At 69.8% G+C, this 22,054-nt stretch carries 11 protein-coding genes; 3 read left to right on the top strand and 8 right to left on the bottom strand.

What is annotated here, in order from left to right; genetic code table 11:
- The first annotated feature begins 41 nt into the window (after positions 1 to 41).
- Positions 42 to 1,643 (top strand): serine/threonine-protein kinase, encoded by a 1,602-nt coding sequence (locus tag B5557_RS15785; protein WP_231976360.1) that lies wholly within the window; start codon positions 42 to 44, stop codon positions 1,641 to 1,643.
- Between the two features lie 429 nt (positions 1,644 to 2,072).
- Here B5557_RS15785 and B5557_RS15780 read toward each other — a convergent pair whose 3' ends face one another.
- Entirely contained in the window at positions 2,073 to 2,672 is a 600-nt protein-coding gene (locus B5557_RS15780) for a hypothetical protein (protein ID WP_231976359.1), read from the bottom strand.
- On the opposite strand from B5557_RS15780, the gene B5557_RS43700 reads away from it, so the two are divergent.
- Positions 2,661 to 2,804 carry a hypothetical protein gene (locus tag B5557_RS43700; RefSeq protein ID WP_159424386.1) on the top strand — a complete coding sequence of 48 codons (144 nt, stop codon included), beginning with the start codon at positions 2,661 to 2,663 and terminating at the stop codon, positions 2,802 to 2,804. The genes B5557_RS15780 and B5557_RS43700 overlap by 12 nt on opposite strands.
- Positions 2,805 to 2,811: 7 nt before the next feature.
- Here B5557_RS43700 and B5557_RS45155 read toward each other — a convergent pair whose 3' ends face one another.
- The 7 genes from B5557_RS45155 to B5557_RS15750 all read right to left on the bottom strand — a co-directional run bounded on the left by B5557_RS45155 (position 2,812) and on the right by B5557_RS15750 (position 18,015).
- Entirely contained in the window at positions 2,812 to 4,200 is a 1,389-nt protein-coding gene (locus tag B5557_RS45155; protein ID WP_079659960.1) for a peptidoglycan-binding protein, read from the bottom strand.
- 93 nt (positions 4,201 to 4,293) lie between these two features.
- Positions 4,294 to 6,066 carry a hypothetical protein gene (locus B5557_RS15770; RefSeq protein WP_079659959.1) on the bottom strand — a complete coding sequence of 591 codons (1,773 nt, stop codon included), beginning with the start codon at positions 6,064 to 6,066 and terminating at the stop codon, positions 4,294 to 4,296.
- The gene (locus B5557_RS15765; protein ID WP_079659957.1) at positions 6,059 to 10,423 is read right to left on the bottom strand and encodes a DUF6603 domain-containing protein; all 4,365 of its coding nucleotides are present in this window, start codon (positions 10,421 to 10,423) and stop codon (positions 6,059 to 6,061) included. The genes B5557_RS15770 and B5557_RS15765 overlap by 8 nt, the downstream gene beginning before the upstream one ends.
- Entirely contained in the window at positions 10,420 to 11,655 is a 1,236-nt protein-coding gene (locus B5557_RS15760) for a ComEC/Rec2 family competence protein (protein WP_143688183.1), read from the bottom strand. Before B5557_RS15760 ends, B5557_RS15765 begins: the two co-directional genes overlap by 4 nt.
- 41 nt (positions 11,656 to 11,696) lie before the next feature.
- Positions 11,697 to 14,285 (bottom strand): LamG domain-containing protein, encoded by a 2,589-nt coding sequence (locus B5557_RS15755; protein WP_079659955.1) that lies wholly within the window; start codon positions 14,283 to 14,285, stop codon positions 11,697 to 11,699.
- Positions 14,282 to 14,431: a hypothetical protein gene (locus tag B5557_RS43695; protein ID WP_159424385.1), complete on the bottom strand. Its 150-nt coding sequence runs from the start codon at positions 14,429 to 14,431 to the stop codon at positions 14,282 to 14,284. Before B5557_RS43695 ends, B5557_RS15755 begins: the two co-directional genes overlap by 4 nt.
- Positions 14,428 to 18,015 (bottom strand): hypothetical protein, encoded by a 3,588-nt coding sequence (locus tag B5557_RS15750; protein WP_079659953.1) that lies wholly within the window; start codon positions 18,013 to 18,015, stop codon positions 14,428 to 14,430. The genes B5557_RS43695 and B5557_RS15750 overlap by 4 nt, the downstream gene beginning before the upstream one ends.
- Positions 18,016 to 18,838: 823 nt before the next feature.
- Here B5557_RS15750 and B5557_RS45705 point away from each other — a divergent pair.
- A complete protein-coding gene (locus tag B5557_RS45705) occupies positions 18,839 to 21,928 on the top strand; it encodes an ATP-binding protein (protein ID WP_159424384.1) in 3,090 nt (1,029 codons plus the stop codon).
- Positions 21,929 to 22,054 lie beyond the last annotated feature (126 nt).

Raw genomic sequence — 22,054 nt, 5'->3', positions numbered from 1 at the left:
GAGCCGTAGGCTCCGAGATCTCTGGGCAGGAGTGGTGGGGCGTGACGGACAGTACGGAACAGTCGGCCGAGAGACCGCTGCTCGCAGGACGCTACCGGGTGGACGGTTCGATCGGCCGCGGCGGCATGAGCGAGGTCTTCCACGGTTACGACGAGCGTCTGGACCGACGCGTCGCGATCAAGGTGCTTCGCCCCTCGTCGACGGCAGCGATCCCGGCCGCACCGGACAGCCCGGAGGCGGTGGAGATCCTCGACGGTCTGGAGCGCGACCGCAAGCGGTTCCTGCGCGAGATCCGTACTTCCGCGCAGTTGGAGCATCCCGGGATTCCGGCGGTCTACGACACGGGCGTCGAGACCGCCCCCGACGGCAGTTCGCAGCTGTGGCTCGTCATGCAGCTTCTGCGTGGCTCGACGCTGGAGGCGGTGCTCGACCGTACGGATTACGGCGACGCGGCGCCGAGCGTGGCGTGGGCGGCGTCGATCGCGGCGCAGATCGCGGCGGTGCTGGCCGACGTGCACCGGGTCGACATCGTCCACCGAGACATCAAGCCGTCCAACGTGATGCTCGTCAACGGCGGCCTAGTGAAGGTCCTCGATTTCGGCATCGCCATCCTGCGCGGTGCGGGCGCGCTGCCGCGGCTGACCCAGATTGACAAGACGGTCGGAACCCCGCCCTATATGTCTCCGGAACAGTGCCTCGGCAAGGTGGTGACCTTTGCCTCGGACATCTACTCACTCGGCTGTCTGCTCTGCGAACTGCTGACTGGCGACGTGCCGTTCCATGGGACCGACAGCATGCCCCTGCGGGCCCACCACCTGCAGACGCCCGCCCCCTCGGTCCAGGGCCGACGAGCAGAAATCCCGATCGCTCTTGACTCACTGCTGTCGTCGATGCTCGCGAAGGACCCGCAGGAGCGGCCCTCCGCAGAGGAGGTCTACGAGGTCCTTCTCCCCCTGGCATCAGCTCCGAACGATACGAAGACGGGCGGCGACGAGAGCCGAGACCCGACGCGCCCCTTCCGCCGCCCCCTCCTGACCCCGGCCAAGCAGCGGGAGCAGCCCACCAATCGAGGAAAGCTCACCGACGCTGAGGCCGAAGAACTGCAGGCCAACGTCCGGGTACTGCTGGACAACGATCACCCCTCTGAGGCCATCCGGCTTCTCGAGGACGGTGTCGCCCGCGCCGCTCACGACCCGTTCCTGGACCTGCGCCTGCGTCACTTCCTCGCTGCCGCACATTTCTACGCTGGCGAGTACACCCGTGCCGCGGCGCTCTTCGAAGTCGTCGGCCGCGACTACCGCAAGCATCTGCCTGCGACCGACTCGTTCGTCCTCGACTGTTCGTACCACGCCGGACATGCTTACGCCGAGATCGGAAACCCAGGCAAAGCCCTGCCCCAACTCCGCTTCTACGTACAGAACGCTGTTGTCTCGGCGAGCAACGACACCGCGGACCAAATCCGCGAGTCGCGCTACCTCATCGCTCAGATGCTCGCTGCCTCTGGACACCATGGTGAAGCGCGGGTGGAGCTCGAAATGGTTCGCCGCCTCCTGGTCGTCTCTGTCGGGGCCAACTCAACCCAGGTACGCAACCTCGATAAGCAGATTGATCGGCTGAAGGGCTACCAGAAGGGCGAAATCTGAGCAGCCGCCCGAGTCCGGGGCAGAGCAGACCCGCCGACTGTCAGGCCCTCTCTGCCTTTGGCCGGGGATTCCGGACGCGCACTTGGCCAAGGGCGTCGACCGGCTCGAACCGACTCCAGCTTGATCGATTCGGCCTTGGGCCGGCGCTCATGCCCCTTCGCGCGCACAGCCTCACGGCCACGCGCGTCGTGGAAAGCGAGACGTGGGAGGTCGTGTCAGCGCGACGCAGATGGGCTCGGACCGTGCGCCGTGACCGGCCCGATGGGCGCATGCGATCACGGTGGCCCTTGCCAGGACGATTGCTGGATCCTCGCTGGATCCGCTGCCAGGATGCGGCGTTCTTGCAGCTGACTAATGAGTCGTCGACGTTCCGCTTCAACGTCTGAGCGGATAAATAACACCACGTTGATGACGTGGGAAACATGCAGGTCAGAAGGGGTCGGACTCTGTCGAGTCCGACCCCTTCGGTGAGTGCACTTGACGGACAACTCGCCCTACTGTCGGCCCGTCAGCCGCGTTGTCGGCGGTCACGCAGAGCGGCCCAGTGGCGCAGGCGTTCGCTGATCTGGGCTTCGTAGCCGTTGCGGGTGGGCTGGAGTACGTCTCGCGGTCCATGCCGTCGGGGAAGTAGTTGGCGCCGGAGAAGCCTGCGGCCGTGTCCGGGTCGTATTGGTAGTCCTTGCTGTAGCCGAGGTTCTTCATCAGCCGGGTCGGGGCGTTGAGGATGTGGGCGGGCGGCATGAGCGAGCCGGTCTGGCGGGCGGATCGGTGTGCGGTGTTGAAGCCGTGGTAGACGGCGGTGGACTTGGGGGCGGTGGCGAGGTAGACGACGGCCTGGGCGATCGCCAACTCGCCCTCGGGGGTGCCGAGCCGCTCGTACACGTCCCAGGCGGCGAGGGTCTGCTGGACGGCGTGCGGGTCGGCCATGCCGATGTCCTCGTTCGCGAAGCGGACCAGACGGCGGGCGACGTACTGCGCGAGCGCTGTCCACAGACCCGGCCCCCCGGCGCTGCGCCCATGACGAACCACGAGATGCCACGCCGGCCGCCGCGCCACGTCGGCCGCCACCGCCAGGAGCACGTCGACGACCTGTCCGTCAACGGCGTCAGCCTGAGCGTCGCGCCCGGTGCCGCGGCGGGCATCGTGGGTGTCTCGGGCTGAGCGTGCTTCAGAGCTTCGGGATGTTCAGCGCGGCCCACGTCTTGGGGCCCGGGATCCCGTCCGCGTCGCCCGCCAGTTCGGGCCGGGAGCGCTGGAAGTCAGCGACGTTGAGCCGGTCCGCCTCCGTCCATTCGGGTCCGGGACCGGAGGTGTAGTGCTTGCCGAAGCCGAGCTCCACCAGGCGCTTTCCGAGGGCGGTGACGAGGGGGCTGCGGTGGCCGGCACGGAAGAACGCCGTCCCGGGAAACGGCTCGTACCGCGGTGCCGGCGGCTTCGCCGGGCCGGCCGCCGGCAGTCGCAGTTTCTGCCCCACGGAGATCTCGTCGGCGTCCTTGATGCCGTTGAGGGACAGGAGAACAGCCACCGTGGTCCCGTGTGCGGCCGCGATGGATGTCAGGGTGTCGCCCGCCTTCACGGTGTAGGTACCGGAACCGGCGTCCGGAGCGGTTCCCCCGTCGGCGGGGCGGGGCCTGCCGGGCACGATCTCGGTGTCGATGGCCCCGGGGTCCCAGTGGTCCTGGCCGGGGATCTGGGAGTGCCCGTAGTGGCCGCCCTTGTTCTCCCAGGTGACTCTGGGACGCTCCGTCGCGGCGGCCGCGGTGGCCGGCGGGGCCCCGACGGGCCACACGTCCGGGATGCCGTGCGCGCGTATCGCGGTGAGCAGCCTCTGGAAGTTCGGCTTCGCCTTCGGGTCGAAACCCTTGGTCCACGGAGAGGCGGCACGTCCCAGCACCTCGATCTGGATGCAGACCTTGCCGGTTCGGTTCGTGCGCTGCGTGCCGTCGTTCTTCAGCGCTCTCGAGGACAGGTTCAGGGGCCCGAACTGGCCCAGGCGGTCGGTGACAGGGCAGTAGATCACCTGCGGTTCCACCCCGGCACGGATCAGGTAGGCGGCCACGGAGGTGAAGTAGCCGGCGCCGGCCGGGGACTCGGTGGTGTGCCACACGGCCCGCGGCGGCTCGAGCGGGGTGTCCATCGCTCCTCCGATGCGCTGGTCGCCGAACCGGGTCACGCCGTCGATGTACGCCGGGCCCGAGGCGCCGTGCGGCGCCCCGACCAGGGTGCGGCTGTCGCTGCTCAGGAACCCTGCGAGCCGGTCGCCGGTCTCGTCGTGGGCCTCCGGCAGCGCGTCGCGCTCGGGTGCTGCGTGTTCGGCCGGGCTGGTGGGCTCGGCCGGGCTGGTGGGCTCGTAGACGTCCAGGTCGCCGTCGTCGCGCAGGACCATGAAGGCGCCCTCGTGCCGGGGGTCTTCGTTGACATGGCGCTCGGAGCCCGGAAGGGCGGCGATGGCGCGTACCCGGTCGACGTGCGCCTGGTCGACGGTACCCAGATAGGTGGTGGTGATGTCGTGGGTGTCGGGATCCAGGTGGTCGACCGCGACGTGGAAGGTGGTCATGTCGGAGTTCCGTTCTCGGAGTTCGAGGAGGTCTTCCCGCTCGTGCGGGGGACGTGAATCAAGCGAGAGCGCGGGGCGCGGTCGCGGGATCGGTCAGGAGCTCAGAAAGCTCACCCGCTCGGCCGTCTCGATCATCTGGCGGGCGAAATCGCCGGAGCCGATCCTGCCGCGTTTCATGGTTGCGGCGATGCTGTCGGCGAGATCGCCGATGGGCAGTCGGCCGCCCGGGCCCAGGGGGAGGGGTGTCAGGGCTGGGCCACTGGTTCCGTCGGGGTCGCGCAGGGACTTGCCGAATCGGCCGTCGTCGGGGAGTTCCACCGCGAAGTGCACTGCCTCGGGCCGTTGTCGGACGTCGAGGCGGGTCAGTGTGCCGGCGAAGAGGCAGAGCATGACGTCGGGGGTCAGGCGGGTGGTGCTGATCTGCTCCAGCGGAACGTCGTGATTCTTGCCGAACGCCTCGATGACCAGGCCGGGGTAGCCCGACACGACGCCGGATCTGATCAGGGCTCCGGTCACCGTCTTTGCCATGGCTATCGGTGGGCCCGACCGGTCCAGTTCGGCGTCCGCCGCGGTGAGGCGGCCGATGCTGAAGGCGCCGTCCAGGAGATGGCGTATCCACTGCTGGTCGAGGCTGATGAAACGGATGCTTTCCACCGGCAGCAGCCGCTCGTCGGGGACGAGGTACATCAGAGGGACGCCGGACAGGCCCGCCAGTCCCGTCAGCCAGGTACGTACGGTGTCGGGGAGTGCGTCGTCGATGTCGGGGACGTCGAGTGGGTAGCCCGTGGTGGGTTCCAGGGTTGCCCGGAGTCGTTTCTGGCTGCGGCGGCGTTTCCAGTCGTACAGCGCGGTGGCGTAGTCGGTGCTCTGCAGTGCCAGCAGCCTGCCCAACTCCCAGGCGGCGGCGTAACCGGTCTCGAACATGCCGATGTCCGGGTGGAAGCGCAGTAGGCGGTCCGAGTTGCGGGTTGTCTGGAGGGGAGTCACTGCCACCGGGCCCGTTGTCAGGGGGCCTCGGTACCACGACACCGTCGTGCCGCCCTGCCGCAGGGTGTGCCGTACGGGGATCTGGCCCTGGCGCAGCAGGTCGTCCGCGGCGGCGTTGCCGCTGTCGGGCAGACGCAGGGGGCTGCCGTGCTGGGCCAGGTCACGGACGAGGGTGGCGAAGTTCTGGTTCTCGGCCACGCAGGCGAACCGCCAGGAGGCAAGGCTGACCAGGCGTACGAATGAGCCGGGTGCGTCGGGGCCCAGGTCGAACCCGTCGGCGCCGTACCGGCCTTCCAGCGACACCAGGTGTACGGTGCTCGACTCGTTCGCCGGGGGCAGCCTGTTCCCCAGGACCACCGCGACGTCCGGGGCCCCCTCGGTCCGCCGAAGGTGCGCCAGGTACGGCAGTTCCGCCGCCGAGGGGAGGATCTCCTCCAGCATGTCTCTGGGTACGTCGATGACGGTGGCCTGGTCCTCGGGTGACTGGTGTGCCTCCAGAGGGGTGGCGGGGAAGTACGCCGGCCCGACGGCAAGGTCGGCGAGCCGGACGGACTTCGGGTCGGGCCGCTGGGACTGGTTGAACAGGAGCAGCGCAAGCCAAGGGCCTTCGACGCCGGGCGAGCGTTCCCAGGGCAGTGTCGGGCGGTCCAGCATGACGTGCGGCAGGACGTTGTGATGGTCGCCGAGGCTGCCGTCCGGTGGGAAGACCGCGGTCACCCGGGCCGCCGGAAGCGAGAACCTGTCCGCGCTGACGGTGAACTGGCGGGTCGCCGCGAACGGTTCCGGGCTTTCGGTGATCGTCTGGGTGGTGGTGATCTCGTACTGTCCGGGCGGCAGGACCGGCTTGGAGTGATCGACGAACGTGATGGTGTCAGCCATGGGTGACCACCTGCGGGACCTCCAGGAACTGGTCGGTGCCGAATCCGGCGAGGTCGATCGAAACGCTGCCGAGCACCGCGTCGATCAGGGACGCGCGGGCCGTTGCCACGGCCGGGTCGCGCAGCGCGTCGGTGATCGCGGCGGCGTCCTGCACGAGGACGCGGGCCGGTTCTGCGGACGCCCAGCGGATCGCGTCCGGTTCGGTGAACAGGGGGGTCAGGCTCTGCAGTGCGGCGCTGGGGAGGGTGGGCGAGACGGACGGCTCCGTCGGCGGCGACGGTCGTACCGTATAGCCGGTGAGCAGCTCTCCCACGAGCTGCGGCCGGTTGAGCGAGGCGCCGAACTCGCTTCCCCAGAGCGCCGACGGGAGTTGCTTGGCGACGGGTTCGAAGGCGAACAGGTCGTCCATCGGCTTGCCGTCTTTGGTGATCTCGATCCGGTGTGTCGCGGTCGTGGACGCCACGCCCATCGGGCTGACCCCGAAGGCCGTACCGGCGGTGCCTGTCGGCAGCGTCCGGTCCTGACCGTCCGGGCCGTGCACCGCGCGCGTGCTGGGGATGACCGAGTCGGTGACCAGCACCAGTCCGTGCGGATCGACCACACCGAGATCCGTGCCGCCGCCCGGGGCCAGCGCTCCGCCGCCCAGCGCGACGGTGGTGATCTCCTCGGCGGGCGGGAGCAGAGTCGCCCGGAACCTGTCCCACGGCATGGGGGCGGGCGCGGCGGAGCCCGAGGCGCCGAAGGAAATGGTGAAGGAGATGATGCTCAGGTCGATATGGGCGCGACCGCCGAAGTCCGGCCCCCAGAACTCCACGTCCGCGCCCACATGGGCGCTGATGGTGTGGCTGCCGAAGAACGAGAACGTGTACGAGGCGCCGACCGAGATGTGCGCGGAGGCCTCGTAGTGGTACGGCTGCCACGCGATGAGGAAGTCCATCGACGCGTCGAACCAGGCCTGCAGCGAGCCGTCGTGCCAGGTCGCGCTGAGGCTGCCGCCCGCCATCAGCGCCGCGGGGGTCAGCGCGAAGTAGGCGCTGCCGGTGAGCTGCAGGTGCGAGTTCACCTGCCAGTTGAAGCCGAGCCGCGGCACCACCGGGTAGTGCGCGGGCACGGTGAAGTGCGGGTGGTAGCCGCCGACGCTCAGGACGAAGTCACCGCTGTTCGGCCCCGCGAACCAGGTGCTGAACGCGAAGCCGCCGGTCAACTTGCAGTCCCGGGACAGCAGATAGGAGTTCGGGGTGAGCTGGGCGGCGATCGAGAAGAACCCGTCGTCGGGTACGAAGGTGCCGCGCAGCGCCAGTTGCACCTCGGCGACCGGTGTGACGTCCGCCGCGCCCGCGTCCGACGCGGGCAGGATCAGCGTCGACAGCCCCATCATGTTCAGCTCGAACCGGTGACCGAAGCCGGCCGACAGCAGCAGGAAGGAGTCGACCATCTCGAACGAGGTGAACCGGATCCCGAACATCAGGAAGACGTCACCGGGCGACGGCGGCAGCGAATCGTTCAGCCGCTGCAACTGCCCGCCCACGTCGGTGGCGGGCGAGCTGCCCCCGACCACGTCGGCGATCAGCGGGAACTCGGCGAGCCGGTCCACAGCGGGCGGGATCAGCCTGCGGTTGTAGCCGAAGCCGGCGGCCAGCCCGCGGACGAAGAAGAACGCCGGTCCGCCGATCGGCTTGTCGAGGAACGCGTACACGAACAGGGACGGGCCCTGCGGGAGCTGGAGGTAGGACCCGATCGCGCCGATGGAGAAGTCGGCGGTACGGATGGTCGCCGCCCCGCCGTACGCCGGGTAGGTCGCGCCCTCGAACTCGACGGTGTTCTTCAGGAACGAGCCGCCGATCTCCACCGGCCCCGAGGCGTACGCGAGATCGAGTCCCGCCAGCCCGAAGGACGGCATCGCGGCCGGGTCGGACAGCGCGACGCCCGCCTCAAGGCCGGTCAGGGTGAGGGTCAGTCCGGCCGCCGAGATCGAGGCGTCCAGCAGTACGGCGAGTTCGGCGCCCTGGCCGGGCGGATGGTCGTACCGCACGCCCACCCGCTGGATGTGGATCGGTCCGAAGGAGCGCTGCACCTTGTACCAGAGGGCGCTGTCGGCGCTCTGCGTCGACTTGTCGGGTACGGGTGTGGTGGGTGTCGGAGGTGTCGTCGGCTGGGTGCCCGCCACCGGCAGGACCAGGGGCTTTTCCAGGGTGCCGAGCTTCAGCAGGCCGCTGATCAGGAAACCGGCGGACAGGTCCCCGTCGGGAAGCTTGGCCACCCGGTCCGGCAGCATTCCGTTGACGGCGGTGACCTCGGCCGCGGCCAGGGCGGCGGAGGCCGCGACCAGCCGGAGCGGATCGAAGCCCATGTCGCCCGCGCCGAGATGGTCGCCGACGACCGGCAGGTGCGACAGGTCGACCGTGAGTGCCAGATCGGCGCCGAACAGGTACTTCGGCCCGTCCACGGCGAGGAAGGCGTCCTTCAGGTCCACGGTCAGCCCGTCCGGGACGAAGGCGGCGGCGGACGGCAGCAGGGCTGCGACCAGGTCCTTCAGCGCGGGAACCGGGTCACCGGCCGCATGGCTGTAGGCGGCGGTGAACAAGCTCGCCGTCGGCTGTTGCGCGAACCTCAGGTCGAACCGGGGTCTGAAGGGCCCGTGAGCTGTCGGTACCGTCGCGGCGAGCGCGGCGGTGAGGCTGCGCTGCCCGGTGTCGATCGCGAGGGTCACGTCCACCTCGGCGGTGTCGAGGGGGAACAGCGCCTCGCCGGTGAAGAAGAGGCGCCCGGTACCGGTGGACACCTCCATGCCGAGGTTCTCGACGACGAGCCCCGCGATCGGCGCGGGCAGCGCGATCGTCCCGAACCGGTCGGCGATCTCCTGGAACAGCGTGCCGATCGCGACCTGCTGGTCGGGTCCGGTGTCGCCGGTGAACTGCCACCCGTCGGCGCCGGGGTCGTGTGTCGCGGAGATCCTGAGGAAGACTCCGGCGATCACGAATATCGCCAGTGCTCGGAAGGTGGTGTCCTGGGCGTGCTCGACGGAGAACATGACGTTGTTCAGCGAGACCGAGTCCGTCAGCCGCCACTCGCCGTCCAGTTCCAGGAAGGCGTGGTAGACGGCCGCCTGGTCCTTGGTGGGGACGGTCAGGCCGAAGTCGAACTTCAGCACCGACAGATCCGGCACCGGCGAGGGATCGGCGCCGGTCAGGTCGGTGTAGACCTCGCGCATGCTCAGCGGGCCGTCGCCCTCGCGCAGCGCGCCGCCCAGCGTGCCGGTGAGGGTGTCGGCAGTGATCTCCAGGGTGCCGTCCTTGCCGATGCCGAACAGCCCGGTGAGGAGGGCGGACGGACGCGGGGAGGACAGGGGGCTGTCGATCCGGAAGGTCAGGTCGATCGCCTGCAGATCCAGCAGGTCCGGGACGACCGTCCACTCCTCCTGGGTCTCCAGAGTCAGGCTGATGGAGTCGATCGACAGGGCAGCCGGGGTCACCTGCATCGAGACCTTGGTGAGCCGCACCGGGCTGGTGACGGCGAGGCCGAACGGGACCGGCAGGGCGGACTGGCCGGCGAATCCGGCGGCGTCCGCTAGGCTGATGTCACCGAGCGCCCTGAAGTCCCCGGTGAACAGCAGGCTGTCGCCCCACCCGAAGATCCGCGTGTCGATGAGGACGTCGTGCCGTGTTCCGGCCACCGTGATCGGGACGGCTGCGGTCACCGTGATCGAGCAGCGCGCCGACCAATCGATGTGGTGGTAGTTGAAGACGGGGTCCGCGGTGATCTCGTACCGCAGCTCGGTGAGGGTGAACAGGCCCAGGTCGAGGGTCAGCTTCTCGGGCCCGAACAGCAGGATGTCCGGCACGGGAGTCGTCGGGAAGCCCAGCTCCTCCCGGCCGCTCACCATGGTGATCTTCCCGGTGAGGGTGTGGGTGACGCCCGGCATCAGCAGGTCCAGCGGCGCCATCGGCGTGGTGATGACCAGGACGCCGCCGAAGGTCATGGCGGTGGCCGCCGAGTCCAGGACCAGCACCGGCGACCCGAACCGCAGGGTGTCGAAGATCGAGCCGCGAAGGGCCGGGAACGCCCGCGGGAACGTCCAGTCCGCAGCACCGGCGGCCCGCACCACGACGTGCACGGAGCCGGGTGCGGCGCTGAAGGTGACGTCCAGAGCCATCCCGGTGAACGGGCCTGACGCACCGGTGCCTGTCACCCTGACCCCGTCGGCGGTCTGCGTCCGGGCCGTCACCGGGTCGACGACGAAGCGTCCGTCGGGGAAGAACGAGGCGAAGAGGCCGCCCACGCCGGTCAGCGCGCCGATCGCCACATCGATCCTGGTGCCGGTCTGCCGCACCACGGTCCGGATCTCGTCAGGAGTCATCGGCTCGCCTTGAATACACGGGTGATGGTGCCCCGGGACCCGGTGGAGAACACGCTCTTGGTGCTCTCGTAGGCCTCGACCTTTCCCTCTCCTGTAGGCGGCCAGATGTACGTGACGTGTTTGTCGATGTCGGGGCGCTCTTTGAGCTTCGCCACGTAACGCAAGATCACCTCTTTGCTCGGGTGACGGTGCTTCACGAGTTTCCGTCCGGAACTCGCGATGGCCTCGATCGGGTTCACCACGTTGACGAACTTCTGGGAGGACGAGGTCAGGACGCTGCCGTGGTGAGCGATCTGCACGATGTCCAGCCCCGTGATCCGATCCTTGGCCGTGTTCAGCAGGAACTGCTCGGTGTTCTTGGTCGCGTCGCCCATCATCAGCAATTTCTGGCCATGGGCCTGGACGAGTGTGACGACGCTTCCCCGATTGGTGTCGTCGCTGCCGTCATTCGTGTATTCATGCGCGACGCCGGCGGCGATGATCGATATCTGGCAGGCGGCCCCTTCGTCCACGATCAGGATGCCGCCGTCGTCGTCCAGCCGGTCGACGGTGATGTTGGTTTCGGTGTCCTTTTTCTGGACAGGTTTTCCTTGAAGGGTGACCTCCCCGTTCACCTTGCCCGGGTCATGGTTCTTGACGACCTGTTGAGTGAGCCCGATGCGGGGGAACAGGAATTCGCTTGTTTTGTCCGAAGTGTATTGACCGAAACTGTCGCTGTGGTAGCACTTGCCGATCGTGTAATCGTTGCCCAGTACTTTTCTGAGCTTGTTGTAGTGGTCGCCGTCCGGGTGGGAGAGGATCAGGATGTCGATCAGGTTCTTTTGGCCGAGGAACTTCGTGTCGGCCAGGACATCGCGCATCCGCTTGATGAGATCGGCGTCGCTGTTGGGGATCTTGGTGCCCTCGATGGACTCGTGGTCCGTTCCCAGCGAGCCGCCGTCGAAGAGGATGACCTTTCCGCCCGGTGTGGACAGCACGGCGAAGTCACCTTGACCGACTTCGACGAAGGAGACATACAGATTGCCGTCGCCGCTGTCGCCCTTCGGGTCCGGTTTACGCCTGCGTATCTCGGACCGTAGCTCTTCCAGAAACAACAGGCGCTTCGCCTCGGCATCTCGCTCCGCCTGCTCTTTCTGTGCTTTCCGTGCTTCCTCCGCCGACTTTCTCGGGCTGCGCCTCACAGGCGGGGCGGGCTCGTCATCGGTGCGTTTCCGTTTTTTATCGGTGGGCATCGGTCACCTCATCCCGGCCGTCCGGCCGTATGTTCGTCCGGTCAACTCGGGTAGGCGATCTGCCAGCGCCCTTGGGTCACCCGCTCGCCCTTGGTGGCCCAGGTGGCCATGGCGCGCCGGTTGTCGCCGATGAAGTTGAAGCCGGCGAAGGCGTATTCGTCGTGCACCACGTTCCGCAGGTCGAACTCCAGGTGCCCGTCCGCCAGTTTCTTCAGGATCCGGAGTTCGCCGGCGCCGATGGTGACGTCTCCGATCCGCAGGCCGTTCACCACCGCGGTGTTCGCGTACACGTCGACGAGGTCGTCGCTGTTGAGGTAGCCGTCCTTGAACATGAACCCTTCGGACCTGGCCTCGATGCGGTGCCAGAAGTGGTTGCCGTGATGGAAACGCAGCGAGGGGTAGACCGGGTTGGAGCTGCTTTCCTGGAACAGTTCCAGGAACAACGTCTTCCCGGCGACGGTGTCGGCCGTCCCGCTCTGCCGCCGCAACTGCAGGTGTCCGGCGCCGGTGTCGGCCACCAGTGGCGCGGCCGTCCCGCTGCGCAGGCCGTTCACCACGACGGTGTTCGCGTACACGTCGGAGAAGTCATCGCTGTTGAGGTCGCCGGTCTTGAACATGAGCCCTTCGGGCCTGGCCTCGAGGCGATGCCAGAAGCGGTTGCCGTGATGGAAACGCAGCGCGGGGTAGGTCGTGCTCGCGCTGGTCTCCTGGAACAGTTCGAGATAGAGCTGCTTGCCGCCGCCCGCGTTCGACTCCCGGCGCAGTTGCAGGTGGGAGGAGTCGGCACTGACGGTGAGCCTGGCGCCGGGCGCCGTGGTACCGATGCCGACGTTGTTGCCGAGCGGGTTGACGGCCAGTGGTTTCGAGCCGTGCGACTGCATCCAGCCGTAGTCCTGGTGGTAACCGAGCCGCAGGTTCGACTGGTTGGTGGGACCGAGGACGAGGGTGTTTCCGTCCGCGGTCTGGTTGGCGTTGACGATGTGCAGCTTGGCCTGGGGGGCGACGGTGCCGACACCGGTGTTCGTGGGGCCGTACAGCAGTGGCGACTTCTCGGCGAACAGGGTCACCGAGCCGTCCTGGTATCCCGGTACGTTGCGGTAGCCGATGACGATCGGAGCCTGGCCGAGTGACGGAACCGCGATCACCTGGGACAGGGTGACCACCAGCGTCCCGTCGGGCCCGAACGCGGTGGCCGACCGGGGGGTCAGCGTCCATTCGACACGCTGCCCGAGTTTCTCCGAGGTGATCGCCCAGTCGGAACCGACCCCGTTCGCCCGCAGACCGCCCAGCGCCGCGCCCGCCGCCGCGGCCGCGTTCACCAGCGCCCACTCGTGGGTCTCGCCGGCCTCCTGAAGGTCGTACGAGAGGGTGAACGAGGCGCCGGCCAGGGAGAGCGCGGTGTCCCTCGACCGGTTGGCGATCCGGAAACTCAGGGTGTTCGGTGTGACGCCGTCGCTGAGCACCCGGTTTCCGCCGACGAACCCGATCGCGAGCGGGATGTCACGGCGGCCCCGCCGGTTGACGATGTCGAGGAACGCGGTGCGCTGGCCGGTCAGTTCGCTCTGCTCGTTCGCGTACCGCATCCGCTGGTGCGTCAGCTCCACCCGGGTGCCACGGGTGCCGCGGCCCCCGTCGGCCGCCAGCCCCCGCAGCGCCAGGTCGAATGACGTGCCTCGTCCAATGACCATGGACTTGGGCGCCCCCAGATACAGCACCGTTCCGCCGGTCGTCGGGTCCGGGGCCCGCAGCAGCGTCCACCCGGAGGAGGCGACTGCCGGTTCGGGCGGGACCGTGATGGTGCCGGGGCGCAGCCGCAGAGCGACGTGGTGCTCGGTGGCCGACACGGGGCCCGTGAGGGTCCGGAGTTCGATGTCCTGGCGGGAGGTGTTGGTGAGCCGCAGGGTCATCGGCTGCCCCGCGGGGGTGTCGTCGATGAACAGCACCGGCTGCTGGTCCACGTCGAGCAGGGCGAAGTCCAGCGGATGCGCCCGTACGAACGCGGCCAGCGACGCCTCGTCGTCGGCCATGTCCCGCTGGATCTCGGCCTGGCTGAGCGCGTTGTCGTAGATCCGTACGTGGGCCAGCAGCCCTGTGTACCGGCCCGCCCCGTCCGTGCCGACCAGCAACGGGCTCTGGGTGGCGGCCCGGTCACCGGCGAACGCGTACTCGCTCGCCTTGACCCCGTCGACGTAGATACGAGCGGTGTGCCCGTCGTTGACGCATGCCACGTGGTGCCACGTGTCCGTCGGTACGGCCCCGGGCGCGGTGGCGTGCCCGTCGCCGGACTTCGCCGTGGTGTCGAACCGGTGCCTGAGGGTGCCGTCCGCGTCGAGTACGACGGCGAAGTCGCCCTTCGTCTTCGCCACGATGCCCACCCGGGTGGCCCTCTTGGCCGACGGGTTGACCCATGCCTCGACCGTGTACGAGCCGAGGCGCAGCAGTGGTGTGTCGGCGCCGGTGACCTGGACGGTGGCGCCGTCGAACGCCAGCACGCTGCCGAACCGCTCGTCGGGGCGTGTCCCCGGCTTCCCGGAGACGGTACCGGCCAGATGGTTGTCGGAGCTGTCCGTGACCTGGTTGTTCGAGGTCAGGGCGTCCAGGTGCCAGTGCAGCACCAGGTTGGCCGTCATTCCGCGGTTCCGTCCTGGGTCTCGGCAGACTTCTCGGCCTGCTGGTGAACCTTGGCTATGAGTTCGTACACCTGCGCGTACGGACGGGTACCGAGCGCCTCCAGCAGGAGGTTGGTCTCGGCGAGCGTCAGCTCCAGGGTGATCATCGTGCTCCTTGGTCGGTCTGCGGGTCGGACACCGGACGCAGCGTCAGCCAGCCCTCGCGCAGGGTCGCCCGGGCCGGGAACCGCGCGTCGGGCCGTGGCGGATCGGCCTGTTCCACCCGGCCGGTCTCCCGCTGTTCCTGCCAGGACCAGGCGTAGCCGGGCTCGTCCGGCAGCGGTACGGCGATCCGGTCCGCGTCGGTGAGGACCGGCGCGGCACGGAAACTGACGGCCATGCCCTCCAGCGCGTCCCGGAACATCCCGGACGGGATCCGCAGCGAGTGGGTCGGCAGGATCCCCGCCGTCGCGTGCACCGTGCCCCGCGGGTCGATGAGCATGGTCAGGTACTGCGGAGGCGCGTCGAGCGCCTGGACCAGTGGGTCCTCGGGGGAGCGGACGTCGTGCCACAGGGGGCCGAGGCGCTGCGCCGAGTCCTCCAGCCAGAACCCGAGGACCCCGTCGTCGAGGAGCTGGTGCTCGCCGATCCTGACCGGGAAGCGGACCAGCGGGAAGTCGTTGGTCTCCCGGCAGGCGCGGCCCATGTCCTGCCGGAAGACGTTCCAGTCCTGGTGGGTGGCGGGCCGGCCCATCAGCTCCAGCGACACCCGCGCGCGGACCACCGCCAGCGGCCGGCCCATCAGCACGGCCCGGCCCCGGTGCTGCGCGTAGTCCTCCGGCTCGATGTACTGGAGGGTGGCGTCCAGATCCTCCAGGAACGTGCCCAGGGCTGTCGGCCCGGTGTCGTGCAGTCGTTGCACGACCGCCCGCAGATGGGAGTTGGCGATCGCCTCGATCGGGGCGGCGGTGCTTCCGGGCAGGTTCCGCCACTGGGCGGACTGCGGGTGGGCGGCGTCCGGCAGAGCGTGGAGTTCGCCGATGGCCGAGCCGTCGGCGGCGTACACGGCGAGACCGGCGTCGAGGTGGTCGGGTATCAGCCAGCCGCAGATCGGGGAGGTGTCCGGCAGACCGTTGGTCTGCCGGATGTCGTCCTCCGCGTCGAGCCACTCGAACGACAGCCGTGCGGGCTGGGCCAGCCGGGGCGGCATCGCCACCCAGTCCGGGTGTTCGGGCATCCGCAACTGTGTGGTGGTCCGGATCCGGCTGACGTCCACATCCTGGGCGGTGCCGAAGTTGTCCAGGATCCGCAGCCGCAGCACCCGCAGCGCGCCCGCGCGGATCGGGTTGAAGTCGCTGAGCGGCTGCGGCGCGTGCCGGGTCTCCGCTCCCACCGCCTGCGCGAGGTCGGCGGCGAACCGCTGGTGGTCGGGGAAGCCGAGCGGATCGGCTATCGGGAGCTGCCGGGTGAGCTTGCGCATGAGCAGGGCGTCGTTGAATCCGCTCAGGACGGCCGACAGGTTGCTGTCCTCGTTCAGCGCGAGATGCCGGTAGATACGGACCAGCAGGGCCAGCCGCTGGTCGGTCCCGTGGGAGTCGAACCAGTCGAGCACGGGGGCGGGGTCGGACAGGAACGCCTCACGGGTCACCTCCGGCTGCTTCGGCTGCGCCGACGCGTTGTACAGCGGCAGCACAGCGCCCTGCAGGTAGCGCAGCACCCGGGAGGACAGCACCGGCCGGGCGCCCGGCGACAGGATCGTCGTACCGGTGTAGACGTTGGCGCCTTTGTCCGGTATCTGGCGGATCGGCTGGAGCTCCACGTCACGGGGCGGCAGGACGTAGTTGCCGGTGACGAAGTCCTCGCTGTAACTGCGGTCGCGCGGGTCGTTGTTGTTGCCGATCGTCGCGGGGAAGAACTCCACCTCCCATTCCAGCACCGTGGGATGCCAGGACGGGCCGGTCCACTCGGTGATCGCGAAGTTCGGCACCGGCAGCTTCGCCACGGCGGCGACGGCGGTCGCCCGCAGGGCCCGCACGGCTTTCGGTGTGCTCAGGTCCGGGTGGCCCTCGGCGGACAGGGCGCACTCCAGCAGCCCCTGCGGATGCAGCGCCCCGTCCTGGCCGTGGCGGTCACTGGGAGTGGCCGCCTGCCCGGTGAGCAGCACCACGGGATCATTGGGGAGTTGGTACGACGGTGCGGGAATCTCGTGCAGGACGAAGGTGCTGCGGGCGCGCAGGGCGACGGCGTTGAAATCCTTCAGCGAGATGTCGACGGCCTTGCGCGCGTCGCGCAGCCGCTGGGCCAGGAGTTCGGCCCTGCCGGAGTCCTGGTCGAGCAGGCCCATCGTGCGTCGGAGGAAGAACGCCACCTGGTCCTGGTTCGGATACGAGTCCACCAGGGCGTCGTACGGGTAGGCGCAGAGCTGGTACTTGTACCAGTCCGCGAACAACTGCTCGCGGACCGAGGTCAGTTGGTGGCGTGCCCGGTCCAGGTCGGCCTGGGCGACGTTCAGGAGATTCAGCAGGTCGCTCAATGCGTGGGGCACGGTGAGACGTTCGCGTGCCTGCTTGTCCTCGGCGGTGACGCCGTCGGTGTCGTCCTCCCGCCGGAGTGTCCACAGGATGCCGGAGGGCACGTCGTGGAAGGTGGCGGAGTGCCGGGACTCGCTCAGGCCGAAGCCGAGGTCCAGCGGCTTCGACTCCAGCTCGTCGGCGAAGGCCAGCGCCTCCAGGAGCTCTTCCACCCGGTCGGCCCGGTCCTCCTGGCTCCCTGGGGCGGCCGGTCCGGGCGTGTCGGCCGGCCCGGCGGGCAGGACGCTTCCGAGGTGCGCGGCGAGCGCCTCGGTGGCGGTGTTCCCCACGCAGACGCCGGTCTCGTCGTCCGGGTCGGACGGTGGCGGACCAGGCTTGGTGCCGGTGGCCGCGAAGGTCAACCGTGCGTAGCAGACCGTCCGGCCCGGCGACGGGGTGTCGGGGCTCGCCGAGGACGCCGTCCAGCCGTACCGCAGTCGGGCCGCCTCCTGCCAGTTCTGTGCGCCCGGCGCCGCCGAGCCGCCACCCAGCGCGGCGGCGGGATCCTGGCCGGGGTCGTCGAACCATCCGAGGACCTCGTAGCGCAGCCCTGCCGGCGGGGTGCCCGGGTAGTCCGGGTCATGGAAGCCGAAGACGCTGTGGCAGTTGGCGTACTGCGCCGCGAAGGTGGGTTCCCCGTATCCGACGGCGGTCAGCTCGGGGAGATACCGCGAGCGGTCGGTGGAGCGGCTCCAGACGTCGAGCGGCAGCTTCCGGCCGAGCCGCCGGTACGGGCGGCCCGCTCCGGACACCGGGTAGCAGATCCCGGCGGGGTTGTCCTCGGACAGGTAGTCGCTCTCGACGACCCACTCCTTCTCCACCTGGCCGTCCCGGCTCCGGGTCACCAGCCAGCGGTTCGGCACCGCGGCGACGTCGGTGCTGCCGTCCGCGCCCTGGACCATCCGGGTCAGGCCGTCCGGCAGCGCCCAGTGGAGATGGACGCCCGCCTTGAGCCGGAAGTCCTCGTCCTGGAAGGGCGTTCGCACCATGATCTCGCTGACGTACGGGAGATCCTCGTTCTGATCCAGACCGGTCGCCGCATCGCGGTAGGGGAGCCGGGTGAAGTCGTCGGCCGGTCCCCGCACGTCGAGGTCGTCGGCCAGGCACAGGGCGTCGAGGTGGACCGGTACGACCAACGGTCCGCCGGCGCTCATCGGCCTTCCGCCGTTGAGGTCGGACATGCGACGGCTGTCCCTTGAAACACGGTTCCCCCAGAGTCCAGCTGCTGGTCGAACGGTGTCTCTCCCAGTTCAGCGAGCGCCACCGTACTCAGCAACCAGCCCTGTGGAGACCGCAGTTGATTGAAAGCGGCAGTACTTGAGACGGCGTGGTCCGGACGTCTTGACGGGAACTCGGGCCAACGCGCACTTCACGATTGTGCGACCGCAACGACCGCAGGAAACGGGGCTGTCCGGCCCGCCGGAGGCTGCTGTCGGGACGAGAGCCGGCAGCTCGCAACAGCTGCTCCGGCAGCGGGCTCACCACGTGCGTTCCTCGTGAACGCCGACGCGATCGAGCGCGACGAGGGCCTTGGACGGGGCCTTGGGCGGGACCTTGGGCAGGGCCGTCGTCCCCGGCGCGGTGAAGTTCCCTCTTCGCACAACGAGGGCGGCCCGATCCCTGTCCCCGGGCGGGCCGCCGCCTCCGGTCCGGCCGGCGTGCGCGACGGGACCGGCTGCGGCACCGGAAGGTTCCCGCGCGGTTCTTCCGGTGGTCCGTCCCGTTGTTCTTCCTGGTGCCCCTGTCCGCCCCCGTGCTCAGTGCCGCCGCGGTCGGTGGTGCGACCACGATCGCGTTGAGCGCCGGAGTGACCTCCGCGCCCTCCCTTTCGACCCCCCTGTCGAAAGGGAGGGCGGCCGGCAAGCAGCGATCGCCGGTGAGTAGCATCCGCTGAACGGCGAGGCGTCGGAGTCCTCGCCCGGATGCTTCGGGCAGGACTCGAAGGGGACCGTCCCGTGAGGCGGGGCGGTGCGGGGGGTGGGGGAGTTGGCGACGTTCGGTGAGATGTTGTTGGTCTTTCGCCGGGCCGCGGGGCTGACACAGGAGGAGCTGGCCGAGGCCGCCGGGATGGCGGCCCGGTCCATCCGGGATCTGGAGCGCGGCCGGCGGGCGCGTCCGCAGCGCCGCACGGCGCAGTTGCTGGTGTCGGCGCTGGGGCTGGGCGACGCCGACGCCGCCGCGTTGCTCGCGGCGGGCCGCCCCGGCCGGCCGACGACTCCTCCTGCCGACGACGGCACGGCGCCGTCCGGCCTGTTAGGTCGTCGGGACCAGCTGGTGATCCTGGAGCGTGCGGCCGACGAGGCACGCGCGGGCCGGGGCGGCGTGGTGCTGGTACGGGCGGGCGCGGGGATGGGGAAGACCGCGCTGCTGGACACGTGGGCTCGCGTCCAGCAGTCGCGGGAGATCCTGGTGGTGTCCGCGAGCGGGGCGGAGCTGGAGCAGGGCTTCGCCTTCGCGGTGCTGCGGCAGCTGGTCGAGCCTCTGCTGGCCCGAGCCGGTGACGAGGGGCGGGCACGGCTGTTGTCGGGTCCGGCGCAGTTGGCGTCGCACGCGCTGCGTGTGCAGGGGACCGGTGAGCTGTCGCCCGAGGCGTCGCCGGGCCTTCTGCACAGCCTGTACTGGCTGATGGTGCATGTCGCCGACGAGGGGCCGGTCGCCCTGGTGGTCGATGACGTGCACTGGGCGGATCTCCCGTCGGTGCGGTGGCTTGAGTACCTGGCGCGGCGTCTGCGGGGTCTGCCCCTGCTGCTGGTGCTGGCGGGGCGGCCGGACAACGGGGCCGGGTCCGGGGCCGAGCCGATGCTGGAGCGGATCGCCGGACAGCCCTACTGCCGGTCGGTCGGCCTGCCCGGGTTGGACCTCGACAGTGTGACCCACCTGGTGCGGGCGAGCCTGGGGCCCGGCGAACCACGGTTCGTCGCCGCGTGTGCCTCGGCCACCGAAAGCAACCCGCTGCTGCTGCACCAGTTGCTGCGGACCCTGGCCGACAACCAGGTCGGGGCCACCGACGAGCAGGCCCATCTGGTGGAGGAGTTCCGGGGCCGGATCCTGGCCGGAACCGTGGTCAAGCGGCTGGCCGACGAGCCGGAGCCGGTCCTCCGCCTGGCGCGGGCCCTGGTAGTTCTGGGGGACGAGGCCGCCTGGAACGTCGCGGCCGAGCTGGCGGGGCTGGGCGAGTCGACGGCACGGGAGCTCGGCGGCAGGCTGCGGCAGATCGGTGTGCTGGCGCCGGGTGAGCCGGTGCGGTTCGGGCACGCCCTGGTCCGCGCCGCTGTCGCCGAGGCCGTCCTGGGGCCGGTGGAACTGGCCGCCGGTCACGCGCGGGCAGCCGAACTGCTGCGGAGCGACGGCGCGGCCGACGATCTGGTGGCGGCCCATCTGCTGCTGGCCGAGCCGGGCGGTGAGAACTGGTGGGTGGACGCCCTGCGGGAGGCGGCGCGGGCGACTCGTGGCCGAGGGGCTCCGGAGGTCACCGTCGCCTATCTGCGCCGGGCGCTGCGCGAGCCGGTGTCCGTCGAAGAGCGTGGTCCCTTGCTGCTGGAGTTGGGCAAGGACGAGATACAGATCGATGCCGGCGCGGCCAGGCACCACCTGACGCAGGCCTCGATGGCGTTAGCCGACCCGTATGCGCTGGCCGAGGCGGCCTCTCTGCTCGCCAGCGCGCTGTTCCTCAGCCATGAGCACGAGCGCGCCGTCGACGTCCTCGCCCGTGCTGTGGACGATCTGGGGCAGACCGACGACGGCATCGGCCTCGCTCGTGAGGTGTCGTGGTTCCTTCAGGCGCAGATGCTGTTGATCGGCTACGACCAGCTGTCCACGCTCCCCGCCGCACGCCGGCACGCGCGACAGCTGTGGGACCACAAGCTGGCCGGGGACACCCCCGGTGAGTGCATGATCCTGGCCGCGCTGTCCGCCCCGGCCACCACCGGGGAGGCCAGTGCCCAGGTCGCCAACGACCTCCTCGACCGGGCCCTGCGAGGCGGCCTGGTCGCGGCGGACACGTCCCAGATGCTCGTGACCCTCGCCGGGCTGGCCTTCGTGGCCACCGACCGGCTCGACGACGCGGTCGCGCGCTTCGACCGCATCGGCGACATGGGCGGCCGATGGGGCTCGTTCCTGTTGGTCTCGTCCGCGCTGACCTGGCAGCTGCTCGTCCAGGCCCGCCGCGGCCGACAGCTCCCGCTCACCGCTGACTTCGGACACCCCGCCACCACGGCAGACCAGGGCTTGGAGCCTCGGGTCAGGCTGTCGTTGACGACCCAGGTGGGCGAGTCGCTGATCGAGCGGTGCGACCTGACCTCGGCGACGGCAGCGCTCACCGCGGACGCCGACTTCGACCGGGTGGGCTGGACCTGGCAGGGCCCGGCGCTCCTCGTACGCAGTCGCCTGCACGCGGCGCGGGGCAACCAGGCCGCCGCCCTCGCCATCCTGCACGAGTACGGCGCGGAGGAGAACCGGGCACAGGTCATGAGCCTGGCCGGGGCGCCGTGGCGGTCGCGGGCGGCCTTGCTGCACCTCACGCTCGGACAGCGGACGGACGCGCTCCAACTGGCCACCGAGGAACTGGAGCTGGCCCACCGGTGGGGCACCGAGCGATCGATCGGGGTGGCCTCACGCTGCCTGGGCGTCATCCACGGCGGACGCAAAGGACAGGCCCTCCTGCGCGAGGCCGTGGCCCTGCTGAAACGGTCCCCCGCCCGACTCGAACTGGCCCGCGCCCACTACGCGCTGGGAACCGCCCTCCTGCGCGGCGGCGAGACCGACAAGGCCCGCCAGGCCCTCACCCAGGCGCTCCACCTCGCGGACAGCTGCGGCAGCGTCCTGCTGGCCGGCCAAGTACGCGGAGCGCTCGCCACGGCAGGAGTGCGCCCGAAGCCGGCTCCACCGGCGGCCCCGAGCCTGTCCCCGACCGAACACCGGCTGGTCGAGCTGCTCCGCGCGGGTCACAGTGACCGTCAGATCGCCCAGGCCCTGCTCCTGACCCCGCACGACGTGACCGGACTGATTGAGCAAGCAGGCCGCAAACTGGGGGTGACCAGCAGGGCGGAGCTGGCCTCCCCGGACCGGGCCCACCAGCAAACCGGCGGTGAGTAGACGTGCGGCTCCTGGCCCTGCCACCGACGGCGGCCGACGACGCCGACCAGGCCGACCGCCGGCTTCGCACAGCGAGGCGACCGGGTCCGTCGGCCTGACGGACCCGGTCGCCTGCACGCGGCATCG

The sequence above is a fragment of the Streptomyces sp. 3214.6 genome, from assembly GCF_900129855.1.
GTDB lineage: Bacteria > Actinomycetota > Actinomycetes > Streptomycetales > Streptomycetaceae > Streptomyces > Streptomyces soliscabiei.
Note: the sequence above shows the minus strand (reverse complement) of the source record. Positions and strands in the feature narration are given on the sequence as shown.

What these genes read in the sequence shown, in the direction of transcription:
- B5557_RS43700 (WP_159424386.1), top strand. Translation starts at nt 2,661, where the DNA reads ATGACGAACCACGAGATGCCACGCCGGCCGCCGCGCCACGTCGGCCGC.
- B5557_RS45155 (WP_079659960.1), bottom strand. Translation starts at nt 4,200, where the DNA reads ATGACCACCTTCCACGTCGCGGTCGACCACCTGGATCCCGACACCCAC.
- B5557_RS15770 (WP_079659959.1), bottom strand. Translation starts at nt 6,066, where the DNA reads ATGGCTGACACCATCACGTTCGTCGATCACTCCAAGCCGGTCCTGCCG.
- B5557_RS15765 (WP_079659957.1), bottom strand. Translation starts at nt 10,423, where the DNA reads ATGACTCCTGACGAGATCCGGACCGTGGTGCGGCAGACCGGCACCAGG.
- B5557_RS15760 (WP_143688183.1), bottom strand. Translation starts at nt 11,655, where the DNA reads ATGCCCACCGATAAAAAACGGAAACGCACCGATGACGAGCCCGCCCCG.
- B5557_RS15755 (WP_079659955.1), bottom strand. Translation starts at nt 14,285, where the DNA reads ATGACGGCCAACCTGGTGCTGCACTGGCACCTGGACGCCCTGACCTCG.
- B5557_RS43695 (WP_159424385.1), bottom strand. Translation starts at nt 14,431, where the DNA reads ATGATCACCCTGGAGCTGACGCTCGCCGAGACCAACCTCCTGCTGGAG.
- B5557_RS15750 (WP_079659953.1), bottom strand. Translation starts at nt 18,015, where the DNA reads ATGTCCGACCTCAACGGCGGAAGGCCGATGAGCGCCGGCGGACCGTTG.
- B5557_RS45705 (WP_159424384.1), top strand. Translation starts at nt 18,839, where the DNA reads ATGTTGTTGGTCTTTCGCCGGGCCGCGGGGCTGACACAGGAGGAGCTG.